Here is a 23,207-nt window from a genome sequence, read left to right on the forward strand (position 1 = left end):
AAAATTATTTCAAAAAAAAGAAAGTTAAGCAGGAATATCATTAACAATGTAGAAATAATAAATTAAGTTATAGTTAAATTTATATTTTTTAAAATCTATAGATATTATTTCAGATTAAGTTATATAATTGGAATAATATGTCTTGACACTATATATAGTTATAGTTATAATTATATATAATGAAATTATTAAAATTTAAGGGCAAGATTGTATAAGTCTACAAGCACCCCGGCAATGATTGTTAGATGCAATTATTGGTGGGATTTATTTATATAAGCATATAATTTTAAAGAGAATAAATAATTAATACAATAGTATATAATTTAAAAAGAATATTAGATAATTCTAAAATTATAAGATAATAACCCCAATAAGTTAAGGAATATTCTGATATTAGAGGAATAAACCAGATCTTCACCTGGTAAATTTTTCTAATGATGTATTTTTTGATTTATTGGGTTTTATTATAGATTTATAGTAAAACAAACTCTAATCTTAATATAGTTAATTATTGTTTGTTTTTTCAAAATTCAATTTAAAATAAAAAATGAAATCTAGGAGGGAAAATTAGAATGAAAAAGAGATTATTAGTATTAACACTTGTTATGGCACTTGCTATAGGAGTAATTACTCCAGCTGCAGTTGCTGCAAAAGAATTAAAAGTATGGGTAAGTACTGGACCTGAAACAGAATGGATGAATAGGGTTGCTAAGATTTATGAAGAGAAGACAGGTATTAAAATTAAGGTTGAAAGTGTTGCTGAACTTGACCAAGCTCAAAGATTATCACTAGATGGACCATCTGGAAAAGGTGCTGATATAGTAGGATGGCCTCATGATAAATTAGGTAGATCTGTAATTCAAGGATTATTAGAACCAATTGAAAGTTATTTTCCAAAAGGTTATTTTAAAGAAAATTACTTAGAAAATGCTATTGATGCATTGACTTATGAAGGTAAAATCTATGGATTACCTTATGCATATCAAAGTGTGGCTTTAGTTTATAATAAAGATCTAATGCCAAAACCAGCTAAAAACTTTGAAGATTTTATAGCTCAAGCTAAAGAAATAACTGATCCAAGTAAGAATCAATATGGCTTCTTATTCAGACCAGATGACTTTTACTTTACTGCTGGTTTCTTCTTAGGATATGGAGCTTATATCTTTGGAGAAAATCCTGATGGAACAGTTGATGTTACTGATGTTGGTTTAGGTAATGAAGGTGCTATTAAAGCAGCTAAATTCTTAAAAAGATTTAGAGATGAAGGCTTAGTACCAAAAGGTATTGATGGTAATACTCTAAAAGGATTGTTCTCAGAAGGTAAGGTTGGAGCTATTATTACAGGAGACTGGGATCTAAAAGATTTTGAAGAAGCTGGAGTGAATTATGGTGTTGCTCCATTGCCAAAATTACCAAATGGGAAATATCCAAAAACTTTCGTAACTGCAAAAGGTTTTTATATGAGTAAGTTTTCTAAAGATAAAGAAGCTGCAGCAGATTTTCTTAAATTCATAACTAATGCTAAAATGAGTATGGATCACTATAAAGAAGCTAATATTTTTGTTCCTCATAAAGAGGTTGCTTCTAGTGAAAGAATTATGAATGATAGAGATCTTCTACCATTTATTATTCAAGCTAGACGTGGAGTACCAATGCCAAATGTACCTGAAATGATGAGTGTTTGGTCTCCTGCTAACAATGCTATGGTTTTTGTTTTAGATGGAAAAGCAGAGGCAGAAATGATAATGCCAATGACTGTTGATATGATAGTAGAAGGTATTATGCAAATGAGATAAATTAAATAATTGAATATCTTTTAAGCTAGCCTTACATGACCATGTAAGGCTAGTATTTATAAATAAAAAATTTAAGGAGGTTTTTCTGTGAAGGCACAAACTAGTATTAATACAGGGCCAAATAGTAATAAAGCTAGAAATAGTGCTATATTGTCTACCTTTATTATGGGAGCAGGTCAGATATATAATGGACAATACATAAAAGGAGCTTTATTTCTTCTTTATTATCTTGCATTTTGGCTGCAATCACCAGCTTATTTTATGAAAAATATTAAAGGTTTAATTACTTTAGGAACAACACCTGGAAAAGACCACTCATTATTTATACTAATCTATGGTATTGTATCTGCAGTTTTATTATTAGTGGTTATAGGTATTCATATCTTTAATATTATTGATGCTTATAGAAATGGTAAAATTTTAGATAATGGTGAAGAGGTTCCTAGTTTTAGAGAGTCTCTTAAGAATTTTTGGGAAATAGGATTTCCATATGCTGCAATGAGTCCAGGGATGATTTTCTTATTTATTGCTACTATATTCCCATTAATCTTTACAGTATCATTAGCTTTTACTAATTATGATTTATATCATTCTCCTCCAGGAAACTTAGTTGATTGGGTTGGGATAGGTAACTTTAAAAGTATTTTAACATTAGCTAGTTGGAGAAGAACTTTTGTTGGTGTATTTACATGGACAGTTATTTGGGCTATTACCAATACTTTTCTAATTTTTGGTTTAGGACTATTTTTAGCTGTTGTATTAAATCACAAATCAATAAAAGGAAGAAATATATTAAGAACAATTTTGATGGTTCCTTATGCAATTCCAGCATTTATTTCTACTTTGATTTGGAGAGGGCTATTAAATTACAACTTTGGTCAAGTTAATAAGATATTAGCTTCTATGGGTCTTGGGAAAGTTCCCTGGCTACAAGATGCTATGTGGGCGAAGGTTGCAGTGATTTTGGTTAATTTATGGTTATCCTTCCCATTTGCTATGGCTTTATGTTCAGGAGTAATTCAAAGTATTTCTGATACTTTATATGAGGCTGCTGAGGTAGATGGTGCTACTCCATGGCAGAAGTTTACAAGAATAACATTACCATTGGTATTAAGACAAATTGCTCCACTGATGATTATGCAATTTGCTTTCCATTTTAACAATATGGGAATTATATACCTGTTAAATGATGGTAATCCAGCTGTCTTTGGTAATCAAGGTGGTGCTGGAGGAACAGATATCTTGATTTCTTGGGTTTATAAGTTAACAATGGATAAATTAAAATATAATTATGCTGCTGCTATTTCTATTATAATATTCTTCATAGTAGCTGGATTTAGTGTTTACCAATTTAGAAGAACAAATTCCTTTAAAGAAGAGGAGTTGATGTAATAATGTTGTCAGTGAGCAAGAAAACTCAGCAGAAAATGGGGTTATTTTTCTGTTATGCGGTTATATTTGTAGCTATCATAGCGGTTATTTATCCAACAGTGTGGATAATTGGATCAGCTCTTAACCCAGCTAATAGTTTATACAGTTCTAGAATTATTCCTGAAAATGCAAGTTTAAAGAACTTTAAAGAATTATTGACTAGTGAACAATATAAATTTAAATATTGGTATTGGAATAGTATTAAGATTGGTGCACTTAATTCATTCTTTTCAGTAATTTTAACAGCACTTACAGCTTATATTTTCTCTAAGACTAGATTTTGGGGAAGAAAGTATGGATTAATGACCTTCCTAATCATACAGATGTTTCCTGGGATGATGTCAATGGTAGCAATTTATGTATTGTTGAATATGTTTGGTCTATTAGACACACATACAGGGATACTAATTGTATATCTTGGGGGAGCTGTACCATTTTCTACATGGATGATTAAAGGATATTTTGATACAATTCCTTCAAGCCTTGTAGAAGCTGCTACAATTGATGGTGCTAGCCGTTTTAGAATCTTTTGGCAGATAATGTTGCCGTTAGCTAAGCCTATGTTAGCTGTAGTAGCAATGCTTAACTTTATCAATCCTTTTAATGACTTCTTATTAGCTCAACTTATTTTGAGAAGTCCAGAAAAACAGACTTTGGCAGTAGGATTATACCAAATGATTAGTGCTCAGTTTTCTAATGACTGGACATTATTCTCTGCTGGTGCTGTATTAGCTGCTGTACCAATTATGATCTTTGTTCTTTCCATGCAGAAGTATTTTGTTGGTGGACTTTCTGCTGGAGCTACAAAAGGGTAGAAACAAAAATAAAAACATCTGGCATATGCCAGATGTTTTTATTTTTATACTTTTGAGAAGAAATATTTATATTAATTTATATTGATATTAAGAATTTCTTTAATCTAATTTATTAATATTGTTATAACATTACTAATAAATACTTAGTTAACTAGAATAATTATACTAAAGGTAGGAAATAATAAATATTTTATAAAAAGTTATTGACATTCTATTTGTTTTATTATATTATTTATAAATGTGAGTGAGGGCCATTAGCTCAGTTGGTAGAGCATCTGACTTTTAATCAGGGTGTCGGAGGTTCAAATCCTCCATGGCTCACCATTTTAAATCAATTAACAATGTATAATTAATAATTGATAATTAAAGGTCTTCTAATTATAGATTTTAAATTATTAATTATAAATTAATCCTATGCCCCCATCGTCTAGTGGCCTAGGATAACGGGTTTTCATCCCGTCGACAGGGGTTCGAATCCCCTTGGGGGTACCAAAATACTTTAAGATTTCACGAAGGGTTTTTGTTTTGAAAAACCTGAAGGGGTACCAAAATAATTTATAATTACACGTAGTGCTTTAGATTTGTAAAACACGGAGGGGTACCATTAATTAGCTACTAGCTACTAGCTTCTAGCTATTAGTCACTAGCTTAAAACCTTTTTAAGGTCTAAGCCAGTAGCCAAAAGCTGGCAGCCAACAGCTAAAACAAGGGCGAATAGCTCAGTTGGGAGAGCACCTGCCTTACAAGCAGGGGGTCACAGGTTCAAGTCCTGTTTCGCCCACCAAAAATTTCTGATTTTAATACGCAATGAAATTTTTAGTATTAGGCCATCGAGGCCGTCACACCATTTATTTAGCCATTAGCTTTTAGCAAAATCTTAAAAGATTTAGCCAGAGGTCAACAGCTAGAAGCCAAAAGCTAACAATACGGGGATGTGGTGGAGTTGGTTTACCACGCCGGCCTGTCACGCCGGAGGTCGCGAGTTCGAGTCTCGTCATCCTCGCCATTTTATTTTTTGAGAACTAATTTATAAATTTGGCGAAATAGCTCAGTCGGTAGAGCAGAGGATTGAAAATCCTCGTGTCCCCGGTTCAAGTCCGGGTTTTGCCACCATTTTAAATTAAACTATACTATAAAATGATACTTATATAATACATATAAATTTAACGATTAAGTTGCTCAAGAAAAGAGTAACTTTTTTTGATTTTAATATATAAATTTAGTATTTTTTAGTCTTTTTGATAGATTATTTTTTTATTAATCAAGAACATGGATAATCTAATAATGTAAATTACTAAGGGGATGATATTAAGATGCATGGGTATTATGGATGTGTCAATACAGGTTGGCTAGAACTAGTTACAGGAGTTATGTTTTCTGGAAAGAGTAGCGAGTTAATTAGAAGAATAGAAAGAGCTGTTATTGCTAAACAAGAGGTATTAGTCTTTAAACCAAGCATAGATAATAGGTATAGTGATACCGAAATAGCAACACATAATGGGATTACTATAAAAGCTCAGATTGTTGATAATATTAGTCAGATTAGAAGAATAATAAAAGAGGAGAGTCAGCAAAAGGAGATAGATGTAGTAGCTATTGATGAAGGACAATTCTTTTCAAATGATATTATTTCATTAGCAGATGAATTGGCTGAAGATGGTTATCGGGTTATTATAGCTGGACTAGATACTGATTTTGCTGGAAGGGGTTTTGGGCCTATTCCAGAATTAATGGCAAGAGCAGAATATGTTAGCAAATTACATGCAGTTTGTGTTAAATGCTCTAATCCAGCTACTAGAAATCAAAGGTTAATTGACGGAAAACCGGCAAGTATTAATGATCCAATTGTAGTAGTAGGTGCTGATGAGAAGTATGAGCCTCGTTGTCGTGCTTGCCACCAATTAAAGAAAGGTTAGCCTAGATTAACTGCTTGAATGGCTTTTACAATTGCTCTTCCCATCACATCACTAGCGGCAGTAGCCAGTAAGTTAATATCGATATTTTTATGCCCAGTGCTCATAGCAAAGATAGTATCTCCATCTAACATAGTATGGACAGGATTAATATGCTTTGCATAACCATTATGAGCTACTTGGGCTATTTTTGTAGCTTCTGCTTTACTTAGTTTGGCATTAGTTGCAATAACTCCAATAGTTGTATTCTTTCCAAAGCCTTTAATTTTTTTCTTTTTCATTGCTTGATAAGTGTTAATGAATCTACCCTCATCATCTTGGCAACCAGCAATTATATCTCCTTTATGATTATAAATATCACCAAAAGCATTTAGTCCAACAATAGCTCCGATATAGATATCATTATTCAATTTGAGGCTGGAACTTCCTAATCCGCTAGGAGTAGCATGTTTTTGTCCTAATAGCTTTCCTACAGTACATCCCATTCCAACGCCTACTTTTCCAAGACGTTTTTCATTAGAGGAGGCAGCTTTTACAGCATGATACCCCATCTTGAAATTTGGTCTAATTGTAGGATCACCTACCCCTAAATCAAAGAGAACAGCAGTTGGAATTATGGGTACCTTTGTAACTCCGACATCAAATCCAATATTAGCTTCTTCTAAAGCAGACATTGCCCCATCAGCAGCTGCTAAACCAAAAGCACTACCACCTGATAATAAGATGGCATTTACTTTTTCAATCATATTAATCGGGTTTAATAAATCTGTTTCTCTAGTTCCTGGAGCAGAACCTCTTACATCTACTCCAGCTACTGCTCCTTCTTCTGCTAATATTATTGTACATCCAGTCATTCCATCCTTGTTATGTGCATGGCCAACTTTAATTCCTGGAATATCAGTAATATAATCTTTCATGCTAACCTCCTTATATATGTATATGAGTAGAAGCGTATAAGAAAAATATAATATTATCTAAATGATGAATTTACTTTCTTTATTTTAACTTACGTTTATAATAACTTACACCAATAGAAGTTATTATAATAAGAATACTAATAACTTGTGCTATGCGAAGTGGTCCTAACATTAAGCTATCTGTTCTCATGCCTTCGATAAAAAATCTTCCTAGGGAGTATAGGCTTATATAAGTTAAAAATACTTCTCCTTTTTTTAGAAAGCTCTGTTTCTTCCAATAGAAGAACAAAAATAAGAATATAGTTAAGTTCCAAATAGATTCATACAAGAAAGTAGGATGATAATAAATACCGTTTATATTCATCTGTTCTATGATCCAAGTAGGTAAGTGTAAACCTTCCAAAAATGATTTACTTACTGGGCCACCATGAGCTTCTTGATTCATAAAGTTTCCCCAGCGTCCAATAGCCTGTCCTAAGATAAGACTAGGAGCTGTGACATCTGCTAATGTCCAGAAATTAACTTTATTTTTCTTGGTAAAAATTATAGCAGCTATAATTGATCCAATTAAAGCTCCGTGTATTGCTATACCTCCATGCCAAATAGCAATTATCTTATCAGGGTTATATCTATAATAATCCCATTCAAAAATGACATAATAAATACGTGCACATACAATAGCAAAGGGTATAGCTAAAATTACTAAATCAAGAACAAGGTCAGGGTTCATTTTTCTTCTTTCGGCTTCTTTGCTTGCCAAAATAAGTCCAAATAATACTGCTGAAGCCATAATAATTCCATACCAATAAACTTTTAATGGACCTAAGCTAAATGCAATAGGATCTAAAAAGCTTGAATTCATGATTATTTTCCTCCTTTGATTTGACCATGATTAACTTTAAGATTATAATAAAATTAAATGATAGTCAAGTTGCAATATACACTAATTTCCATTTTGGAACTGATTTATATTATTACATAAGAATCATTTATATTAATATGATTTATAAAAAGAATAATTAGAGGAAGGAAGGGATTGATTATGAAAAATATAACGACTCCAACCACTACTATAGAAAGGTTGCCACTGTATTATAGATATTTAGAAAAGGTCAATAGTGAGGGGATAGAAGTTATATCTTCTAAACAGTTGGGCGATGGTTTGGGAATACCATCAACTCAAGTTAGAAAAGATTTATCTTATTATGGTGAGTTTGGCAGAAGAGGGGTAGGCTATGAGGTAGATGTGCTAATGAAAAATTTAAAAAAAATACTGGGGCTAAATAATAATTGGGAGATTGTTCTTGTAGGAGCAGGTAATTTGGGTCAGGCTCTAGTTAATTATGGAGGCTTTAAAAAGTTAGGATTAAATATAAATTATGTTTTAGATATTGCACCAGATGAAATTGAAGGTAATTTAGATGAGATTGAGATATATCCAATGGAGAAATTAAACGAAGTGATAAAAGATAACAATATAAAAATAGCTATTATTGCTGTGCCAGCAGAGGGAGCACAAGAAGTTGCTAATAAATTGATTGAGTCTGGTGTTGAAGCAATTTGGAATTTTGCACCTACTCATTTAAAGCTTCCTGAAGATATAAAGGTTAGAGATGAAGATTTATCAATTGGGCTGATTAGTTTATCTTATTATTTGTCAAATTAGATATATAGTCATCAAAGGTTAGAATGAAATCTAAATCTATATTTATAGAAAGAGATTAAGAGATTTTAGTAACCAGTAAGTAATTTAACTTGTTAGCTGTTACTTGTCACTTGTTGCTGTCTTTTTATAGTCATTAAATTTCTTTTTAGTTTTGGATAATTATATAGTTTTATTTTTAAAATTTTGATAAAAAAGAAAAAATTATAGTAATATCAAAAACTAGAGATATGAATTCATATCTCTAGTTTTTTTAAAATTATTTGGAAATTAAGAAGGTATATACAAGTAAATATAGAAATTTAATAACATGTTATTGAATTATTAAAAATCTACTATTATAAAAAATTATTCTAAAGAATGGGGTGATTCAACTGTTTAATAAATCTGGGGCTAAAAGTAAGAAGCATTTTAAGGGAAATACAATCTTTAATAAATTATTATCAATTTTATTAGGGATAACTCTTATAATTACTATTCTAATAGGTTCTTTTTCCTACTTTAATTTTAAAGGATCCTTATTAGACACATCTAAAAAGCAATTAATGATGATTGCTAGATCAACGGCTTCTAATATGCATAGAATTGTTGAAAACTCAATGAGAAATAAGAGGGCAGATCAAATTAAGCCAGCTATGATTTTATTTATGAATATGACTGATTTAACAGAAACGTTGACCAATATTACCCGTGAAGTATTTGAACCATTAAATTTAAAGGGAAATATATTTGTTCTTGATAAAGATGGAAAGGTTTTGATGCATAGTCGTTCAGATAATAAGGTTGAAAGTTATGCTGATAATGAATTCTTTAAAGTTATTTCTGAAGATAAGAGAAATAAGATCACTTATGATACAGAGGATCAAAGTAAAGGCTTAGCTAGGGTATCAACTAGTGACTATGTTGAAAGAAGTGAAAATGGTATTGAATATACAGCAGCATATGCTAAAATAGCTTCTTTAGACTGGACAGTTGTTGTAGATGCAGAAACAGAAGATATTGTAGCTGCTGCTCATAAGGTTAGAAATATTGTTGTTCTATTAGGGATTATTGCTATATTAGTTGTTGGTTTGATTGCTGCTTGGTTAGCAAAGAGATTATCTAATCCACTTAAGAAGACTGTTGAAGGTATGAAGAAAATGGCTAAGGGTGATTTTACAGCCACTTTAGATATTGATCGCAAAGATGAATTAGGTATGTTAGCAACTAGTTTCAATAAGATGAGTGAACAACAATCTAAGATGATTAATGATATCAAGGGCATTATAGATAGTTTAAATTCTTCTAGTAGTGAGTTAACAGTAACTTTAGATGATTTTACCCATGATGTAAACTCTACTTTGGATCAGGTTAATAAAATATCCGCTTCTACTCAACAGGTATCAGCAAGTAGTGAACAAGTAGGTTCAATGGCAGAACAGACTAAGGATATTGTTGGTGATGGTAACAAAGCAATTAAACTTGTTGTAGAACAGATGGCTAAGATAAAGCAGACAGTAGAGAATTCAGTTGAGGTAATTGGCAATCTAGATAAGAAATCATTGCAAATTGGTGAAATTGTAGAATTAATTACTTCAATTTCTGAGCAGACTAATTTATTAGCATTAAATGCTGCTATTGAGGCGGCTAGAGCAGGCGAGGCAGGAAAAGGATTTGCTGTTGTAGCAGATGAAATTAGAGATTTAGCAAGTCAATCTGCCAGGGCAGCAGATAAGATACAGGGCTTAATTGGTGAAACTCAGGATGAATCTGATAAGGCAGTGGAAGCGATTCAAAAAGGAACCGAAGAAGTAGAAAATGGTGAAAAGGTTATTAGTAGAGCTGGTAAGGCTTTTGAAGGTATTAAAGAGGCAACAAATGAAACAGCAATACAGATGGATGAAACTACTAGAGCTACTCAAGAATTAGCTGCTAGCGCTGGGGAAGTAGTTAAGGTGGTGGGTGATTTAGAAGAGATTTCAAGGGCAATTTCAAATACATCTACTGATTTAGATAATAAAGCTGAAAAATTAGAAAATATGATTTCACAATTTAAGGTTTAAAAAATGAGAAATTGGGGGAACCCAATTTCTCATTTTTTTACTGTTTCTTTTGATAAAATGAATTATATACTTTGTTTAAATTGAATTGATCTGGTTTAAGAAGGTATTCTGTATTACCCAAAAACAAGATACCGTCATTTACCAGAGAATTACTTAGTTTGGTTGTTAATTGATCCTTTACTTCTTTTGTAAAGTAGATAAATACATTTCTACATAGGATAAGATCTAAGTTATTATCATATCTGTCTTTTAATAGATCAAGTCTACTAAATTGAACTCTACTCATAATTTTAGAATCTAGTTGATAATGGTCATCTTTTTTAGTAAAATACTTATTAAGAATCTCTTTTGGTACTTTTTTTAGGGCATTATCTTTATATTTTCCAGCTTTCGCTTCTGCTAATATACTAGGATCAATGTCTGTCGCTTTAATTTGATACCTGTTTGCTTTGATACCTAATTCATTAAGAATAATAGCTAAAGTATAAGCCTCACAACCATTAGATGCTGCAGCGCTCCAAATCTTAATCTTATTCTTCTTATTAAATAATTCTGGGAAAATTTTATTTTGTAAATATTCATAGTTTTTTGGATTCCGGAAAAATTCAGATGTATTAATTGTCATATGCTCTAAAAAGGCTTCTTGAAAATCTGAATTACTACCAAGTTTATTCAAGCAACTTTTATAATCTTTTATATTGTGTTTTTTCATTAAATTATTAATTCGCCTTTTAACTCGGTTTTCTTTATAGCTATTAAGGTCTAATTTGATTTTATTTGATGCTTTATCTAAAAATTCAGGGAATTTCATTATTAACCTCCTTGGTAATATTTGTCACAACAGATATAATATTATGTTTATTTTGTTTTATTTATTTAATATACTTGATATATTAATAGTTTCCTTTTGAATTCTTTAAATCCTTTTTTTAATAGAGAAATAATCAAAATTGTTATTTTAATTTATATATATTAAAGGAGATGATTGTAATTAGTTTAGAAGTATGTACTTTAGCCAGTGGTAGCTCTGGTAATGCTATCTATATAGGCTCTAAAAATAATAAAATATTAGTTGATGCTGGGTTAAGTGGAAAGAGGATTAATAATAAATTGAAGGAAATTAATTTAAATGTGAATGAGTTAGATGCAATCTTAATCACTCATGAACATAATGACCATATTCAAGGAGCAGGAGTTCTGTCTAGAAGATGTGATTTGCCTATTTATGCAAGCAAAGGCACTTGGGAAGAAGCTGAGTCTAAGTTAGGAAACATAGCTGATAAGAATAAATTTATTATTGATACTAATGGTTTTGATATTGGCGACTGTTATATTAATCCTTTTAATATCTCTCATGATGCGAAGGAACCTGTTGGTTATGCTATTACTTCAGAAAAAGCTAAAGTAGCTATAGCTACTGATATGGGTGAGATTACCCAAGAAGTAAAATCTCAAATTATTGATTCTGATTTAGTTGTATTAGAATCAAACCATGATTTAGAAATGCTAAAGATAGGTCCTTACCCTTGGTCACTTAAGAAGAGAGTGATGGGGGTTAAAGGTCATTTATCAAATGATGATGCAGGGGCTGCAGTAGTGGAATTAGCTCAAAATGCTGTTTCTCGTATATTATTAGCTCATTTAAGCAAAGATAATAATGTGCCTGAATTGGCTTATCTGACTATCAAAAATATGCTTGTTGATGCAGGTATTAAGTTAGACAAAGATATAAAGCTAGGTTTTGCTTTACAAGATAAGGTTAGCCCTCTCTATCAAGTTGGCTAAATTAAAAAGAGGTGAAAATGATGGAATTATTCTCTCAAAATGATTATTATGAGCATAAATCTACTATTAAATCCTATATTATTATTGCAATAATGGGTATATTATTGGGTGTAAGCTTAATTTATTTTTTTTCTCAACAGACAACTGCTAGTATGGAAAAGGAAAAAGAACTAGGAGAAGTAATTCAAAATTCTAATTTAAAAGATAAGGAAGAAACAAATCAAGATCTACCTAAGCAACAAGAAGTAATTTCTAAAGAGGGGAATTTGAATGTAATTGACGTGGTAAAGAAAGTTGGACCTGGAATAGTAAAAATAAAAACTGTGAGAGAACGGATAATTTATGATTTTTTTGCCCGTAAAACTGAACAGCAGGTTGAAGGAGAAGGTTCAGGAGTTATTCTTAATCAAGAAGGGTATATCATTACTAATAATCACGTAGTTGAAGGTGCTAATAAGATTAAAGTAATTCTTCCCAAAAATGATCAAGAATATTTGGGAGAAGTAATAGGTCGTGATCCTGTAACAGATTTAGCAGTAGTGAAGATAGAGACAAATAAGGATATTTTACCTAGAGTAAATTTTGGAGATTCTAGTAACTTAGAAGTTGGGGAATTAGCCATTGCTATTGGTAATCCCTATGGCTTTTCTAATACTGTAACAACTGGAGTGATTAGTGCTTTAGGTAGAGACCTGCCTATACAAGAAGGTGTAGAGTTAACTAATATGATTCAAACTGATGCTGCTATTAACCCAGGAAATAGTGGTGGTGCATTATTAAATAGTCAGGGTAAAGTTGTAGGAATTAATACTGCTATTATTAGACAAGCTCAAGGATTAGGCTTTGCTATCCCAATAAATACTGCTAAAGATATAGCTAATAAATTAATTAAGAATGGTAAGATTATTAGGCCTTGGATTGGAATCTATGGTGGTGATATAACTCCTGATATAGCTAAAGAGTATGGTCTTGATTATGAATATGGGGTATATATTGCTAGAGTTATAGAAAATAGTCCTGCTGATAAAGCAGGTTTAGAGCAAGGTGATATAATCACCCTAATAGAAGAACAGCAAGTTGAAGGAATGGATAGATTAAAAGATATTTTGAAAAGTTATGATATAAATGATAAGATTACTTTATTAGTTCATCGAGAAAATAAAACTTTTAACCTTAGATTGAGATTAGAAGAACGACCAATAGAATAGAAAATAAAAGGACTAGCTTTAAGCTAGTCTTTTATTAAGTTTTAAGGGGTGATGAAGGTGAATATTAAGGTGATTTCAGTAGGAAAGATTAAAGAAAATTATATTAATCAAGGCATTAATGAGTTTGTTAAGAGATTACAAAGACATGTAAATTTAGAGATTATAGAGGTTAAAGATGAACGGATATCAGGTAATTTGAGTTCCTCTGAGATGAATCAGGTTAAAGAAGAAGAGGCAGATAAAATTTTGGATAAGATAGATAATAGGTCTTATACCATAGCTTTAGATCCTCAAGGTAAGCCTATGACTTCAGAAGGATTAGCAAAATCTATTAGTAATTTACAGGTTCAAGGCTATAGTAGTATCGAATTTATTATTGGTGGGGCATTAGGATTACATCAAAAAATAAGAGATACAGCAGATTATGTTTTGAGTTTTTCTCATATGACCTTTACTCATCAGATGATTAGATTAATATTATTAGAACAGGTTTATCGTGCTTTTAAGATTATGAAGAATGAACCTTATCATTTGTAGGAAGGGTAGATTTATATAATCGATTGCAGGATAATATTTCTTTACAAAGAATAATTATTAATAGTACATAAGTATATATAATTTTAGGAGGTAAGATAATGTTAGCAGAGAGATTATTAGAAGAATTGAATGAACAGCTAAGGTATGAATATGAATCAGCTCATTATTATTTAGCAATAGCAGCTTATTTTAAAGCTGAAGATCTAGAAGGTTTTGCTCATTTCTTTGAAATTCAAGCAGAAGAAGAGCGTTTTCATGCTCAAAAGTTTGCTAATTTTATTGATGAGATGGGGGAGAGAGTTGTTATAAAAGCTCTTGGAGAGCCAAGAAATGAATTTGATTCTATTGCTGATGCAATTGAGTATGCTTTACACCATGAGGAAAGTGTTACTAGACGAATCTATAAATTAATGGATATTGCTCAAGAAGAGAGCTGTTATCCAGCTATTAGTATGTTACAATGGTTTGTTGATGAGCAAGTTGAAGAGGAAGCAACAATGGATGGATTATTGAAGAAGGTAGAGAGAATTGGTGAGAATGGAAATGGAATTTATATGTTAGATAGTGAATTAGCTCAAAGAACTTTTACTCCTCCTGCTGGAGAGTAACTAGATAGGAAGAACCTTCATTTTATATGGGGGTTCTTTTTATTTGATTATTTTCTTGACAGCTACTATACCGAACGGTATAATAAGTTTAAGGTTAATTAATGTTTTAGGAGGTGAAATATGGTATGAATAATCGTTCTAAAATCATAGAAGTAGCCCTTAAACTTTTTGCTATACGTGGTTATGATGGGGTTGGTGTAAAGGAGATAGCTGAATGTGCAGGTGTTACTAAGCCTACTCTTTATCATTATTTTGGTAATAAAAAGGGACTTTTAGAGATAGTTTTGGAAGAAAAATTTTCTCGATTAAATACTTTAGTTGAAGAAGCATTAGTTTATAATCATGATTTACCTTTGACTTTAAATAAGATAGCAGCTGCTTATTTTAATTTTGCAAAAGAAAAAGATACATTTTATAGGATGCAATTGGCGATGAGTTTTGCACCACCTGAAAGTGAAGCCAGTAAAGTAGTTAGCAAATATATTAAAGAACAGTATGAAATGCTAGAAGGTCTATTTATTAAAGCAAGTGAAGATCATGGTAATATGAAGGGAAGACATAAAGCTTATGCTGCTACTTTCTTAGGAATGATTAATACATATATTACTTTATTTTTAACAGGGGAATTAGAGTTAGAAGAGCAGTTAACCTATCAGGCAGTTCATCAATTTATGCATGGGATTTATTCTTAATGATTATTTTTTTGAGTTTTTTATACCGATCGGTATATTAATGTTAAATTTTAAGATGAAATTTAACAATGGTGTTATAGATAGATAAAGCGATAGTTTTGGAGTTAGGCGTTAGGAGCTAGGACATAGAAAGATCTTACTAACTCCTATGACCTATCACCTAGCACCTAAAAGTGTCTCTTTATACCTATTAAGTTTTATTTTAAAGTTGTTTATCTATATAAATATTGATTAAATGACTTAAAAATTATAAGGAGGAATTAATTATGAAAAGCTGGGCTAATGATTCTGTTTTTTATCACATTTATCCCTTGGGTCTATGTGGAGCTCCTAAGGAGAATGATTTTTCTTTACCTGTAAACTATAGATTAGATAAGTTATATGATTGGGTTGAACACTTAAAGGATTTAGGAATAAATGCTATGTATTTAGGACCTGTATTTGAGTCAAATAGTCATGGTTATGATACTAAAGATTATTATCAAGTTGACCGAAGATTAGGTGATAATCAAAGCTTAGCAAAGTTAATAGCTTATTTGCAAGATAATGGAATCAGAGTAATCTTAGATGGTGTTTTTAATCATGTAGGTAGAGAGTTTTGGGCTTTTAAGGATGTCTTAGAAAAACAGCAAGATTCAAAGTATTGTAATTGGTTTGCTGGTTTAGATTTTAACTATCAAAGTCCTTATGGTGATCCTTTTACTTATGAGGCTTGGGAAGGGCACTATAATTTAGTTAAATTAAATCTCAAGAATAAAGATGTTAAAGAATACCTTTTTAATGCAGTTAAAGAATGGATTAATCAGTTTAATATCGATGGCTTGAGATTAGATGCAGCAGACTGTCTAGATAAGAATTTCATAGTTGAATTAGGAGAGTTATGTAGAGGGATTAGAAGTGACTTTTGGATATTAGGGGAAGTAATTCATGGTGATTATAGAAAGTGGGCTGGAGCAGCTATGATGGATTCTATAACTAATTATGAATGTTATAAAGGCTTATATTCAAGCCATAATGATAAAAATTACTTTGAAATTGCTTATTCTCTTAAGCGCCAATTCGGAGAAGAAGGAATATATAAGCATTTACCACTATATAATTTTGTAGATAATCATGATGTAAATAGAATTAGCACTACTCTTGATAATCCTGCCTACTTGTACCCATTACATATTCTCTTATTTATGATGCCAGGAGTTCCTGCGATTTATTATGGAAGTGAATGGGGAATAGATGGTAAAAAGGTAGATGGTAAGGATGATCCGCTCAGACCAGAATTAAAGATTAGTAAAGTAGCTGAGACTAGTCTACATCGAGATTTAGTAAATGTTATTAAGTCTCTTGCCGATATAAGAAAAAGCTTTGAATCTTTACGTTATGGTAGCTATAGTGAAATTTTTGTGGATCATCAGCAATTTTCCTTTTTAAGAGAGTATGAAGGTGAAAAGTTATTAGTAGTAGTTAATTCTTCAGATAAAGCTTTAGATCTTAATTTAGATATTGATTTAGTAGGTGAATATAAATTAAAGGATTTATTAAATGGTGGAGAGGAATTTCTTATAAATAATAATAAAGCTAAAATAAAAAATATTCCACCTTATTTTGGAAGAATTATGAAGTTAGAAAAACAATAAATCATAAAAACTCTTTGTTTAAAATTAAACAAAGAGTTTTTTAATTTTAAGATTATAAAATTAATGTTTTTTAGCTAAATAAATTTAACTGACTAGTCAAGAATGTTATTTCTTGGTGAACTTATTTTATAAAAATCACTTTGAGCTATTCTATAGAATATGATATAGATAGGTATCTTTGTTATATTCCTTAAGATAATAAAGGAGGTGATAGTATGATTTATAGGGTAAGACCTGGAGATACTCTTTATGAAATTGCTCAGCGTTTTAGGACTACTGTTCAGAATTTAGTAGAGTTAAATGATATTGAGAATCCTGATTTAGTAGAAGTTGGTCAAGTATTAGTTGTACCTGGAGCTGAAGAGGATTTAGAAGAAAGAGAAGAGATTAGAGAAGGTGAAAGAAGAGTAGAGTATAGAACTAAGAATTTTGATTATATAGTAGTTAATGGATTGTTAATTGTAATGTTTACTGATCAAGACAGCTATGAGGCTGGAGAATATGTTAAGGTTAATTTAGTAAAAACTAATATCACTAACACTCCAATTAAGTTAAGTTATAAGTCAGGTCAAAGGATTGAGTTAGTAGCTTATAATAGAGGTCAGAGAATATGGAGCTGGTCAGCGGATCAGATGTTTACTCAGGCTACTAAGGTAATTACTTTAGAACCTGGAGAGTCTTTAGTTTATAAAGAAATTTGGGATCAAGAGAGTGATCGTGGTGTAGATATTGATCAAGGAGTATATCGGATTCAAGGTTGGAATGTAGCTAAAGAGGTTAGTGACTATAGACTTGATGTGTTTATTGCAATTGAATAATAAGTAGTAAAAATTAAAAGGGCAGATTATAAATTCTGCCCTTATTTTAGTTTAATAGCAGTACCATAAACTAAGACTTCTGCTGCTCCAGACATTACTTGTGAGGTTGCAAACCTAACATTGATAATAGCATCTGCATCTAAACTAGTTGCTTCTTTTCTCATTCTAGCCATAGCTTCATCTCTAGCTTCATTAATCATCTTGGTATAGCCCTTTACTTCACCACCAACAAGTTTTTTTAATCCCGCTCCAATATCACTTCCAATATGGCGAGCTCTAATTGTATTTCCTTTGACTAATCCTAGAGTACTTACTGTCTCTTTACCAGCAATATAATCAGTAGTAGTTATAATTATTTTAATCATCTCCTTAGCTTTTATGATCTATTTACTAATTACTTTGTTTAAAGGTTGAATTTTTTATTAGATATGGACTAGATTAAGCTCAAACAATAGTTTTGATTTTTAGTACTAATTATAATATTACCTATAAGAGTAAAGATAATTCAGATTATATTAAGGTGTATTAGTTAGATAGAAAATTATTAAAGGATTTATTTATATTTTAGCGTAAATAATTAATAGTAATAGTTATTAATTGTTCAACTTTAGATAGAGCTAATATTTATCTGTTATTTTAAGATATTAAGGAGTGATTAGATGATTCAAAAGACTAGAATAAAAGCTTTAAATAATAATAAAGTTCAAGTTGGAGACTATGTTCTATATTGGATGCAAGCTTCTCACCGAACAGAGTACAATCATGCTCTAGAATTGGCTATTGAAAAAGCCAATTCTCTTGACCAAACTTTATTAGTTTATTTTGGGATTACTGATCGATTTCCTGAAGCAAATGCTCGCCATTATTATTTTATGCTTGAAGGATTACAAGAGGTTAAAGATAGTTTATATAAACGTGGTATTAACTTTATTATTAGATATGAAAGTCCAGAAGTTGGAGTACAAAAATTGGCTAAGAAAGCATCTATGATAGTAGTTGATAGAGGTTATTTAAATATTGAGAGAAGGTGGAGGAAAGTAGTAGCTGAAAATATAGATTGTCCATTAATACAGGTTGAAAGCAATCTAATTGTTCCAATAGAAGAAGCATCAAATAAAGAAGAGTATGCTGCTTATACTATTAGAAAGAAGATAAATAAACAATTAGATAAATATTTAGTACCATTAAAAGAAAGAGAATTAAGAAGGTCTTCTTTAGATATTGAATTACCTGTGTTAGATATTTCTAATTTAGATAAAGTTATTAAGAAGTTAGATGTTGATATCAATGTTAATAAAGTAGATGAATTTGTAGGAGGAACCTTAGAAGCTATTAAATATTTTGAAGAATTTATTGATAATAAGCTTGATAAATATGGGGAGTTAAGTAATGATCCTAGCTTAGACTATTCTTCTCATTTAAGTCCTTATCTTCATTTTGGCCAGATTTCACCTTTGTATATAGCTCTTGAAGTAGGAGAAGTTTATAGTCCAGGAAGGGATGATTTTTTAGAGCAGTTAATAATTAGAAGAGAATTAAGTTTTAATTATGTTTATTATAATCAAAATTATGATTCTAATTTAGAAGCTATTTTACCAGATTGGGCTTTAAAAACATTAAATAATCATCGAGAAGATCTAAGAGAAGATATTTATACGAGAGAAGAGTTTGAACAGGGGTTGACTCATGATATTTATTGGAATGCTGCTCAGATGGAAATGGTTTTAACTGGGAAGATGCAAGGGTATATGAGAATGTACTGGGGCAAGAAGATCTTAGAATGGACTACAGACCCTGAAGAGGCTTTTCAGATAGCTCTATATCTTAATAATAAATATAACCTTGATGGGAGAGATCCAAATGCTTTTGCTGGAATAGCTTGGTGTTTTGGCAAACATGATCGAGCTTGGAGAGAAAGAGAGATATTTGGTAAGGTTAGGTATATGAATGCTAATGGCTTAAAAAGGAAGTTTGATATTACTATTTATGTGAAAAGAATTGCTGATTTATGTAAAGAAAGAGAAGTAGAAGCTAAATTACCGATAACTTTATTTTAGGAGGGATAATGATGGAGCTTGTGAAACCGATTGTAGTTGTTAGTAAATGTCTGGAGTTTGCTAAATGTCGTTATAATGGAGTGATGATTAATGATCAATTTATCAAGAAGTTAAATGAATATGTAGAATTTATTCCAGTCTGTCCTGAAGTGGAGATAGGATTAGGTGTTCCAAGAAAGACGATTAGACTAGTTAAAGAAGAGGATCAGATTAGATTGTGGCAACCAGATACTAACAGAGATATAACTAAGGAGATGAATCAATTTAGTGAAGAATTTTTAGCTTCATTAGATCAGGTAGATGGATTTCTTCTAAAGGATCGTTCCCCATCTTGTGGGACTAAAGATTCTAAAGTATATTCTGGAACAGATAAAAGTTCGATGGTAATAGAGAAATCTAATGGGCTGTTTGCCCAGAAGGTAGAGGAGAATTATCCTTATTCAATAGTTGAAAATGAAGGAAGACTGAAGAATTTTAGGATTAGGGAGGATTTTTTAACTAAGTTATTTCTACTAGCTCGCTTCCGAAAAGTTAAAGAGTCTAAATCTATAGGAAGATTAGTTCAATTTCAGGCAGAGAATAAGCTATTGTTTTTTGCTTATAAGGAAGCAGAGATGAGAAAACTTGGTAGAATAGCAGCCAATCAGCAGCATCTTTCCTGGGATAAAGTTATTAATGAGTATGAACTACATCTACATAAATTGTTGCAAGAAATGACTACTTATAAAGCCAATATTAATGCCTTAATGCATGCCTTTGGTTATTTTTCTAAAGAATTATCTAGTCAAGAGAAGAAGTTCTTTCTTGATACTTTAGATAAGTATCGTGATAATAAGGTTCCTTTGAGTGTACCTAATAATATTTTAGAGGCTTGGATTATTAAATATGATGAGAATTATTTAAAGGAGCAGAGCTTTTTTCATCCTTATCCTGACAAGTTAATAGAGATTAAAGATTCAGGAAAAGGAAGAGACTATTAATCCTTGGATAATAGCAAGTTTATTTAAGCAAACTAAAGATATCATAAACTGTGAAATAGGTGAAAATATGAAAGAAAAGATAAGTAGACAACAGGTCTTTTATTTAAGCATAATTATAGTTGTACCAACACTTATCTTATCAGTACCAGCTAGTTTAGCTAAAGATGCTGGTACAGCAGGTTGGATATCGCTGATATTAGGAGGAGTATTAGCTGGGATTTTTCATTATATTCTTTTGAAATTGAGTTTAAATTTTTCTAATCAGAGTATTATAAAGGATTGTAAGATTATTCTTGGTCCTATTTGGGGAAGGATAATTCTTTTGCCTTATGTTATTGTAATTTTATCTGATACTATTTTTATCTTTATTGAAACTGTTGATTACATGGAGTTTAGTATGCCTCAAATAAATACTAAATTCTTTTATATTGCTATAAGTTTATTAACTGTTTATTTAGTATATAATCGGGTGGAAGTTTTATGTAGGATTTCTAAAATAGCAGTAGTGATAATGATTGCTGCTGTAGCCTTTATGATGATTTTAATCTTATTTAGAGGTGATATAGTAGATTGGAATAGGATATATCCTCTAAATTTTAAATTTAAGTTAATTATAAAAGGAAGTTTGTTACCATTATTGTGGTTTGTTATGATTCCCAATCTCTTACTAATGTTTAAACCTTATTTAATAGAGAATCAGAAAAGTATTAAAAAGAGTTTATCCGGAAATTTTTTTATTCAACTATTGATTATCTCTTTATTTATTATCACTATTGCTGCTTTTGGTATAGATCTAACTTCAGCATTGAAGTTTCCTGTGTATGACCTGACTAAACTAACAATAAAGGGATTTGAAGTTATGGTTTTTGTTACTTGGATTATGGGAACATTTTTAAAACTATCAGTATTTTATTTTGTTTCCAGTAAGATTATTGCTGAATTATTTGAGTTGAGCAATTCTAAAGATATGATCATACCCCTTGCAATTTTATTCACTGCATCTTCTATCTTTTCTTCTCAAAATATATTATTAGAGAATATTTTAGCCCATATTGTAGTAGGACAATTATTTTTTGGATATGGCTTATCATTATTTTTGTTTATTATTCTTTATTTTGTCTTTGCAACAAGATCTAGTAGTGTTGATTAATAAGTTCATAGGACAGATTGAATAAAAGTAATAATTAAGCAAAAAAATAATAGTTAATATAATCTTCATTAACTCTAAATTATTGGGAGATGTTTTTAGATGGAAGAAAAGATCAGTGCCTACCAAGTCTTTTGGTTAGTAATTGCAATTATTATCCCCACAATCATTTTATCGGTACCTGCTATTGCAGTAGGTCTGGCTGAAGAAGGAGCTTGCCTTACTGTTGTAGTTGCTGGATCTGTAGCACTTGTATTACATTATCTTATCTTAAAATTAGGCTGTGATTTTTCAAATAAAAGTGTAGTTGAAGATGCTAAGCAAATATTTGGATCAGTACTAGGGAGGATAATAGTTTTTCCTTATGTTGCTGTGATTATCTACGATATTACTACAATATTATCTCAAACTATTGAATTTATTCAGTTTTTTATGCCAAGAACTTTTATTTTTGGTGTTTGGATTGGCCTTACATTGTTGATTATCTATCTTTTGTACAATGGAATTGAAAATATAGCAAGGGCTATAACAATTACATTATTTTCATTAGTTGTAGTTATTATAATGGTGATGTTATTAAATTATCCAAATTATAATACAGAATTGAGAGTTTTTGTGATGGATTTTAAGAAAGTACTTCAAGGTAGCATTTATGCTTTTAGTTGGTTTATCTTACCACCAATTTCATTATTATTTCTAAAAGAATTTTTTAAAAATAATAATCAAGCAATTAAAGCAAGTTTATTAGGTAATTTTTTATGTCAAGTTATTATTTTTGCTTTGATTATTGTCTGTGTTATAGTTTTTGGAATTGATTTGACTCAGGTATTAAGCTATCCTTTTTATAGTTTAGGGACATTAATAGTAGAAGGTTTAGGTGTTGCTATCTTTGTAGCTTGGATTGCGGGGAATATTGTTAAGGTCTCAATTTATTATTTTATTACGATTAAAGGAATAAAAACATGGTTTGAGTTAAAGAAATGGAAAATATTAAATATTCCCTTTTCGATTATGGTAATGGCGATAGCAATGTTTCAAAATCAAGTTCCAGTCTTTAGTGTTCTTAATATGGATTATTTTGTAGTAGGATATTTAGTTATTCAAATACCAAGTTTGTTAATATTGAGTATAGGTTATTTAGTAGCTAATAAAAATACTTGATTA

The 23,207-nt window shown here is 30.7% G+C and carries 21 protein-coding genes and 5 tRNA genes; 22 read left to right on the forward strand and 4 right to left on the reverse strand.

Going from position 1 to position 23,207, the window contains the following annotated elements; all coding sequences use genetic code 11:
* The first annotated feature begins 572 nt into the window (after positions 1-572).
* The 9 genes from OREMA_RS17740 (at position 573) to OREMA_RS0111885 (ending at position 5,958) form a co-directional block, all read left to right on the forward strand.
* Positions 573-1,796, forward strand: coding sequence for an extracellular solute-binding protein (locus OREMA_RS17740; protein ID WP_018249481.1), 1,224 nt, complete (start codon positions 573-575; stop codon positions 1,794-1,796).
* A gap of 87 nt (positions 1,797-1,883) precedes the next feature.
* Positions 1,884-3,188, forward strand: a complete 1,305-nt coding sequence (locus OREMA_RS0111850) for a sugar ABC transporter permease (RefSeq protein WP_018249482.1) — start codon at positions 1,884-1,886, stop codon at positions 3,186-3,188.
* A gap of 11 nt (positions 3,189-3,199) precedes the next feature.
* Complete coding sequence (locus OREMA_RS0111855; protein ID WP_026188987.1) at positions 3,200-4,042, forward strand: sugar ABC transporter permease; 843 nt, start codon at positions 3,200-3,202, stop codon at positions 4,040-4,042.
* A gap of 248 nt (positions 4,043-4,290) precedes the next feature.
* Positions 4,291-4,366, forward strand: a tRNA-Lys gene (locus OREMA_RS0111860).
* Between the two features lie 92 nt (positions 4,367-4,458).
* Positions 4,459-4,534: transfer RNA gene (locus tag OREMA_RS0111865), tRNA-Glu, on the forward strand.
* 216 nt (positions 4,535-4,750) lie between these two features.
* A tRNA-Val gene (locus OREMA_RS0111870) sits at positions 4,751-4,826 on the forward strand.
* A 144-nt stretch (positions 4,827-4,970) separates the two neighbouring features.
* Positions 4,971-5,048 (forward strand) — tRNA-Asp (locus OREMA_RS0111875).
* 31 nt (positions 5,049-5,079) lie between these two features.
* A tRNA-Phe gene (locus OREMA_RS0111880) sits at positions 5,080-5,155 on the forward strand.
* Positions 5,156-5,355: 200 nt separating this feature from the next.
* Positions 5,356-5,958: a thymidine kinase gene (locus tag OREMA_RS0111885; protein ID WP_018249484.1), complete on the forward strand. Its 603-nt coding sequence runs from the start codon at positions 5,356-5,358 to the stop codon at positions 5,956-5,958.
* On the opposite strand, the gene OREMA_RS0111890 is transcribed toward OREMA_RS0111885, so the two are convergent.
* Both OREMA_RS0111890 and lgt read right to left on the reverse strand, forming a co-directional pair.
* Entirely contained in the window at positions 5,955-6,872 is a 918-nt protein-coding gene (locus tag OREMA_RS0111890) for a P1 family peptidase (RefSeq protein WP_018249485.1), read from the reverse strand. The genes OREMA_RS0111885 and OREMA_RS0111890 overlap by 4 nt on opposite strands.
* A gap of 79 nt (positions 6,873-6,951) precedes the next feature.
* The gene (gene lgt / locus OREMA_RS0111895) at positions 6,952-7,734 is read right to left on the reverse strand and encodes a prolipoprotein diacylglyceryl transferase (RefSeq protein WP_018249486.1); all 783 of its coding nucleotides are present in this window, start codon (positions 7,732-7,734) and stop codon (positions 6,952-6,954) included.
* A gap of 180 nt (positions 7,735-7,914) precedes the next feature.
* On the opposite strand from lgt, the gene OREMA_RS0111900 reads away from it, so the two are divergent.
* Together OREMA_RS0111900 and OREMA_RS18430 are read left to right on the forward strand one after the other, a co-directional pair.
* Entirely contained in the window at positions 7,915-8,538 is a 624-nt protein-coding gene (locus OREMA_RS0111900) for a redox-sensing transcriptional repressor Rex (RefSeq protein ID WP_018249487.1), read from the forward strand.
* Between the two features lie 362 nt (positions 8,539-8,900).
* On the forward strand, positions 8,901-10,577 hold the full coding sequence (locus OREMA_RS18430) for a methyl-accepting chemotaxis protein (RefSeq protein WP_018249488.1): 1,677 nt from the start codon (positions 8,901-8,903) through the stop codon (positions 10,575-10,577).
* Between the two features lie 37 nt (positions 10,578-10,614).
* Here the strand turns inward: OREMA_RS18430 and OREMA_RS0111910 are convergent, their stop codons facing one another.
* Complete coding sequence (locus OREMA_RS0111910) at positions 10,615-11,388, reverse strand: CheR family methyltransferase (protein ID WP_018249489.1); 774 nt, start codon at positions 11,386-11,388, stop codon at positions 10,615-10,617.
* A 170-nt stretch (positions 11,389-11,558) separates the two neighbouring features.
* Here OREMA_RS0111910 and OREMA_RS0111915 point away from each other — a divergent pair, with 170 nt between their 5' ends.
* The 7 genes from OREMA_RS0111915 (at position 11,559) to OREMA_RS0111950 (ending at position 17,859) form a co-directional block, all read left to right on the forward strand.
* Positions 11,559-12,362, forward strand: a complete 804-nt coding sequence (locus tag OREMA_RS0111915; RefSeq protein ID WP_018249490.1) for an MBL fold metallo-hydrolase — start codon at positions 11,559-11,561, stop codon at positions 12,360-12,362.
* Between the two features lie 20 nt (positions 12,363-12,382).
* Positions 12,383-13,570: a S1C family serine protease gene (locus tag OREMA_RS0111920; protein WP_018249491.1), complete on the forward strand. Its 1,188-nt coding sequence runs from the start codon at positions 12,383-12,385 to the stop codon at positions 13,568-13,570.
* A gap of 57 nt (positions 13,571-13,627) precedes the next feature.
* Entirely contained in the window at positions 13,628-14,107 is a 480-nt protein-coding gene (gene rlmH / locus OREMA_RS0111925) for a 23S rRNA (pseudouridine(1915)-N(3))-methyltransferase RlmH (protein WP_018249492.1), read from the forward strand.
* A gap of 98 nt (positions 14,108-14,205) precedes the next feature.
* Positions 14,206-14,715: a ferritin gene (locus tag OREMA_RS0111930; protein WP_018249493.1), complete on the forward strand. Its 510-nt coding sequence runs from the start codon at positions 14,206-14,208 to the stop codon at positions 14,713-14,715.
* Positions 14,716-14,840: 125 nt separating this feature from the next.
* Positions 14,841-15,407 carry a TetR/AcrR family transcriptional regulator gene (locus tag OREMA_RS0111940; RefSeq protein ID WP_018249495.1) on the forward strand — a complete coding sequence of 189 codons (567 nt, stop codon included), beginning with the start codon at positions 14,841-14,843 and terminating at the stop codon, positions 15,405-15,407.
* Between the two features lie 266 nt (positions 15,408-15,673).
* Positions 15,674-17,041, forward strand: a complete 1,368-nt coding sequence (locus tag OREMA_RS0111945) for an alpha-amylase family glycosyl hydrolase (protein WP_018249496.1) — start codon at positions 15,674-15,676, stop codon at positions 17,039-17,041.
* A 215-nt stretch (positions 17,042-17,256) separates the two neighbouring features.
* On the forward strand, positions 17,257-17,859 hold the full coding sequence (locus OREMA_RS0111950) for a BsuPI-related putative proteinase inhibitor (RefSeq protein WP_018249497.1): 603 nt from the start codon (positions 17,257-17,259) through the stop codon (positions 17,857-17,859).
* Between the two features lie 41 nt (positions 17,860-17,900).
* On the opposite strand, the gene OREMA_RS0111955 is transcribed toward OREMA_RS0111950, so the two are convergent.
* Positions 17,901-18,224: a YbjQ family protein gene (locus OREMA_RS0111955; protein WP_018249498.1), complete on the reverse strand. Its 324-nt coding sequence runs from the start codon at positions 18,222-18,224 to the stop codon at positions 17,901-17,903.
* Positions 18,225-18,518: 294 nt separating this feature from the next.
* Between OREMA_RS0111955 and OREMA_RS0111960 the strand changes: the two genes are divergently transcribed.
* The 4 genes from OREMA_RS0111960 (at position 18,519) to OREMA_RS0111975 (ending at position 23,204) form a co-directional block, all read left to right on the forward strand.
* The gene (locus OREMA_RS0111960; RefSeq protein ID WP_018249499.1) at positions 18,519-19,916 is read left to right on the forward strand and encodes a deoxyribodipyrimidine photo-lyase; all 1,398 of its coding nucleotides are present in this window, start codon (positions 18,519-18,521) and stop codon (positions 19,914-19,916) included.
* 8 nt (positions 19,917-19,924) lie between these two features.
* Positions 19,925-20,896, forward strand: a complete 972-nt coding sequence (locus OREMA_RS0111965; protein WP_026188990.1) for a YbgA family protein — start codon at positions 19,925-19,927, stop codon at positions 20,894-20,896.
* A 67-nt stretch (positions 20,897-20,963) separates the two neighbouring features.
* Entirely contained in the window at positions 20,964-22,046 is a 1,083-nt protein-coding gene (locus tag OREMA_RS0111970; protein ID WP_018249501.1) for a GerAB/ArcD/ProY family transporter, read from the forward strand.
* Between the two features lie 99 nt (positions 22,047-22,145).
* Positions 22,146-23,204 (forward strand): GerAB/ArcD/ProY family transporter, encoded by a 1,059-nt coding sequence (locus tag OREMA_RS0111975; RefSeq protein WP_018249502.1) that lies wholly within the window; start codon positions 22,146-22,148, stop codon positions 23,202-23,204.
* The last annotated feature ends 3 nt before the right edge of the window (positions 23,205-23,207 follow it).

Source organism: Orenia marismortui DSM 5156 (assembly GCF_000379025.1).
In the GTDB taxonomy this organism is placed as follows: domain Bacteria; phylum Bacillota; class Halanaerobiia; order Halobacteroidales; family Halobacteroidaceae; genus Orenia; species Orenia marismortui.

Excerpts from the sequence above, each read along its gene's own strand:
- OREMA_RS17740 (WP_018249481.1), top strand. The coding sequence starts at position 573 with ATGAAAAAGAGATTATTAGTATTAACACTTGTTATGGCACTTGCTATA.
- OREMA_RS0111885 (WP_018249484.1), top strand. The coding sequence starts at position 5,356 with ATGCATGGGTATTATGGATGTGTCAATACAGGTTGGCTAGAACTAGTT.
- OREMA_RS0111890 (WP_018249485.1), bottom strand. The coding sequence starts at position 6,872 with ATGAAAGATTATATTACTGATATTCCAGGAATTAAAGTTGGCCATGCA.
- lgt (WP_018249486.1), bottom strand. The coding sequence starts at position 7,734 with ATGAATTCAAGCTTTTTAGATCCTATTGCATTTAGCTTAGGTCCATTA.
- OREMA_RS0111900 (WP_018249487.1), top strand. The coding sequence starts at position 7,915 with ATGAAAAATATAACGACTCCAACCACTACTATAGAAAGGTTGCCACTG.
- OREMA_RS0111910 (WP_018249489.1), bottom strand. The coding sequence starts at position 11,388 with ATGAAATTCCCTGAATTTTTAGATAAAGCATCAAATAAAATCAAATTA.
- OREMA_RS0111915 (WP_018249490.1), top strand. The coding sequence starts at position 11,559 with ATGATTGTAATTAGTTTAGAAGTATGTACTTTAGCCAGTGGTAGCTCT.
- OREMA_RS0111920 (WP_018249491.1), top strand. The coding sequence starts at position 12,383 with ATGGAATTATTCTCTCAAAATGATTATTATGAGCATAAATCTACTATT.
- OREMA_RS0111930 (WP_018249493.1), top strand. The coding sequence starts at position 14,206 with ATGTTAGCAGAGAGATTATTAGAAGAATTGAATGAACAGCTAAGGTAT.
- OREMA_RS0111940 (WP_018249495.1), top strand. The coding sequence starts at position 14,841 with ATGAATAATCGTTCTAAAATCATAGAAGTAGCCCTTAAACTTTTTGCT.
- OREMA_RS0111945 (WP_018249496.1), top strand. The coding sequence starts at position 15,674 with ATGAAAAGCTGGGCTAATGATTCTGTTTTTTATCACATTTATCCCTTG.
- OREMA_RS0111950 (WP_018249497.1), top strand. The coding sequence starts at position 17,257 with ATGATTTATAGGGTAAGACCTGGAGATACTCTTTATGAAATTGCTCAG.
- OREMA_RS0111955 (WP_018249498.1), bottom strand. The coding sequence starts at position 18,224 with ATGATTAAAATAATTATAACTACTACTGATTATATTGCTGGTAAAGAG.
- OREMA_RS0111960 (WP_018249499.1), top strand. The coding sequence starts at position 18,519 with ATGATTCAAAAGACTAGAATAAAAGCTTTAAATAATAATAAAGTTCAA.
- OREMA_RS0111965 (WP_026188990.1), top strand. The coding sequence starts at position 19,925 with ATGATGGAGCTTGTGAAACCGATTGTAGTTGTTAGTAAATGTCTGGAG.
- OREMA_RS0111970 (WP_018249501.1), top strand. The coding sequence starts at position 20,964 with ATGAAAGAAAAGATAAGTAGACAACAGGTCTTTTATTTAAGCATAATT.
- OREMA_RS0111975 (WP_018249502.1), top strand. The coding sequence starts at position 22,146 with ATGGAAGAAAAGATCAGTGCCTACCAAGTCTTTTGGTTAGTAATTGCA.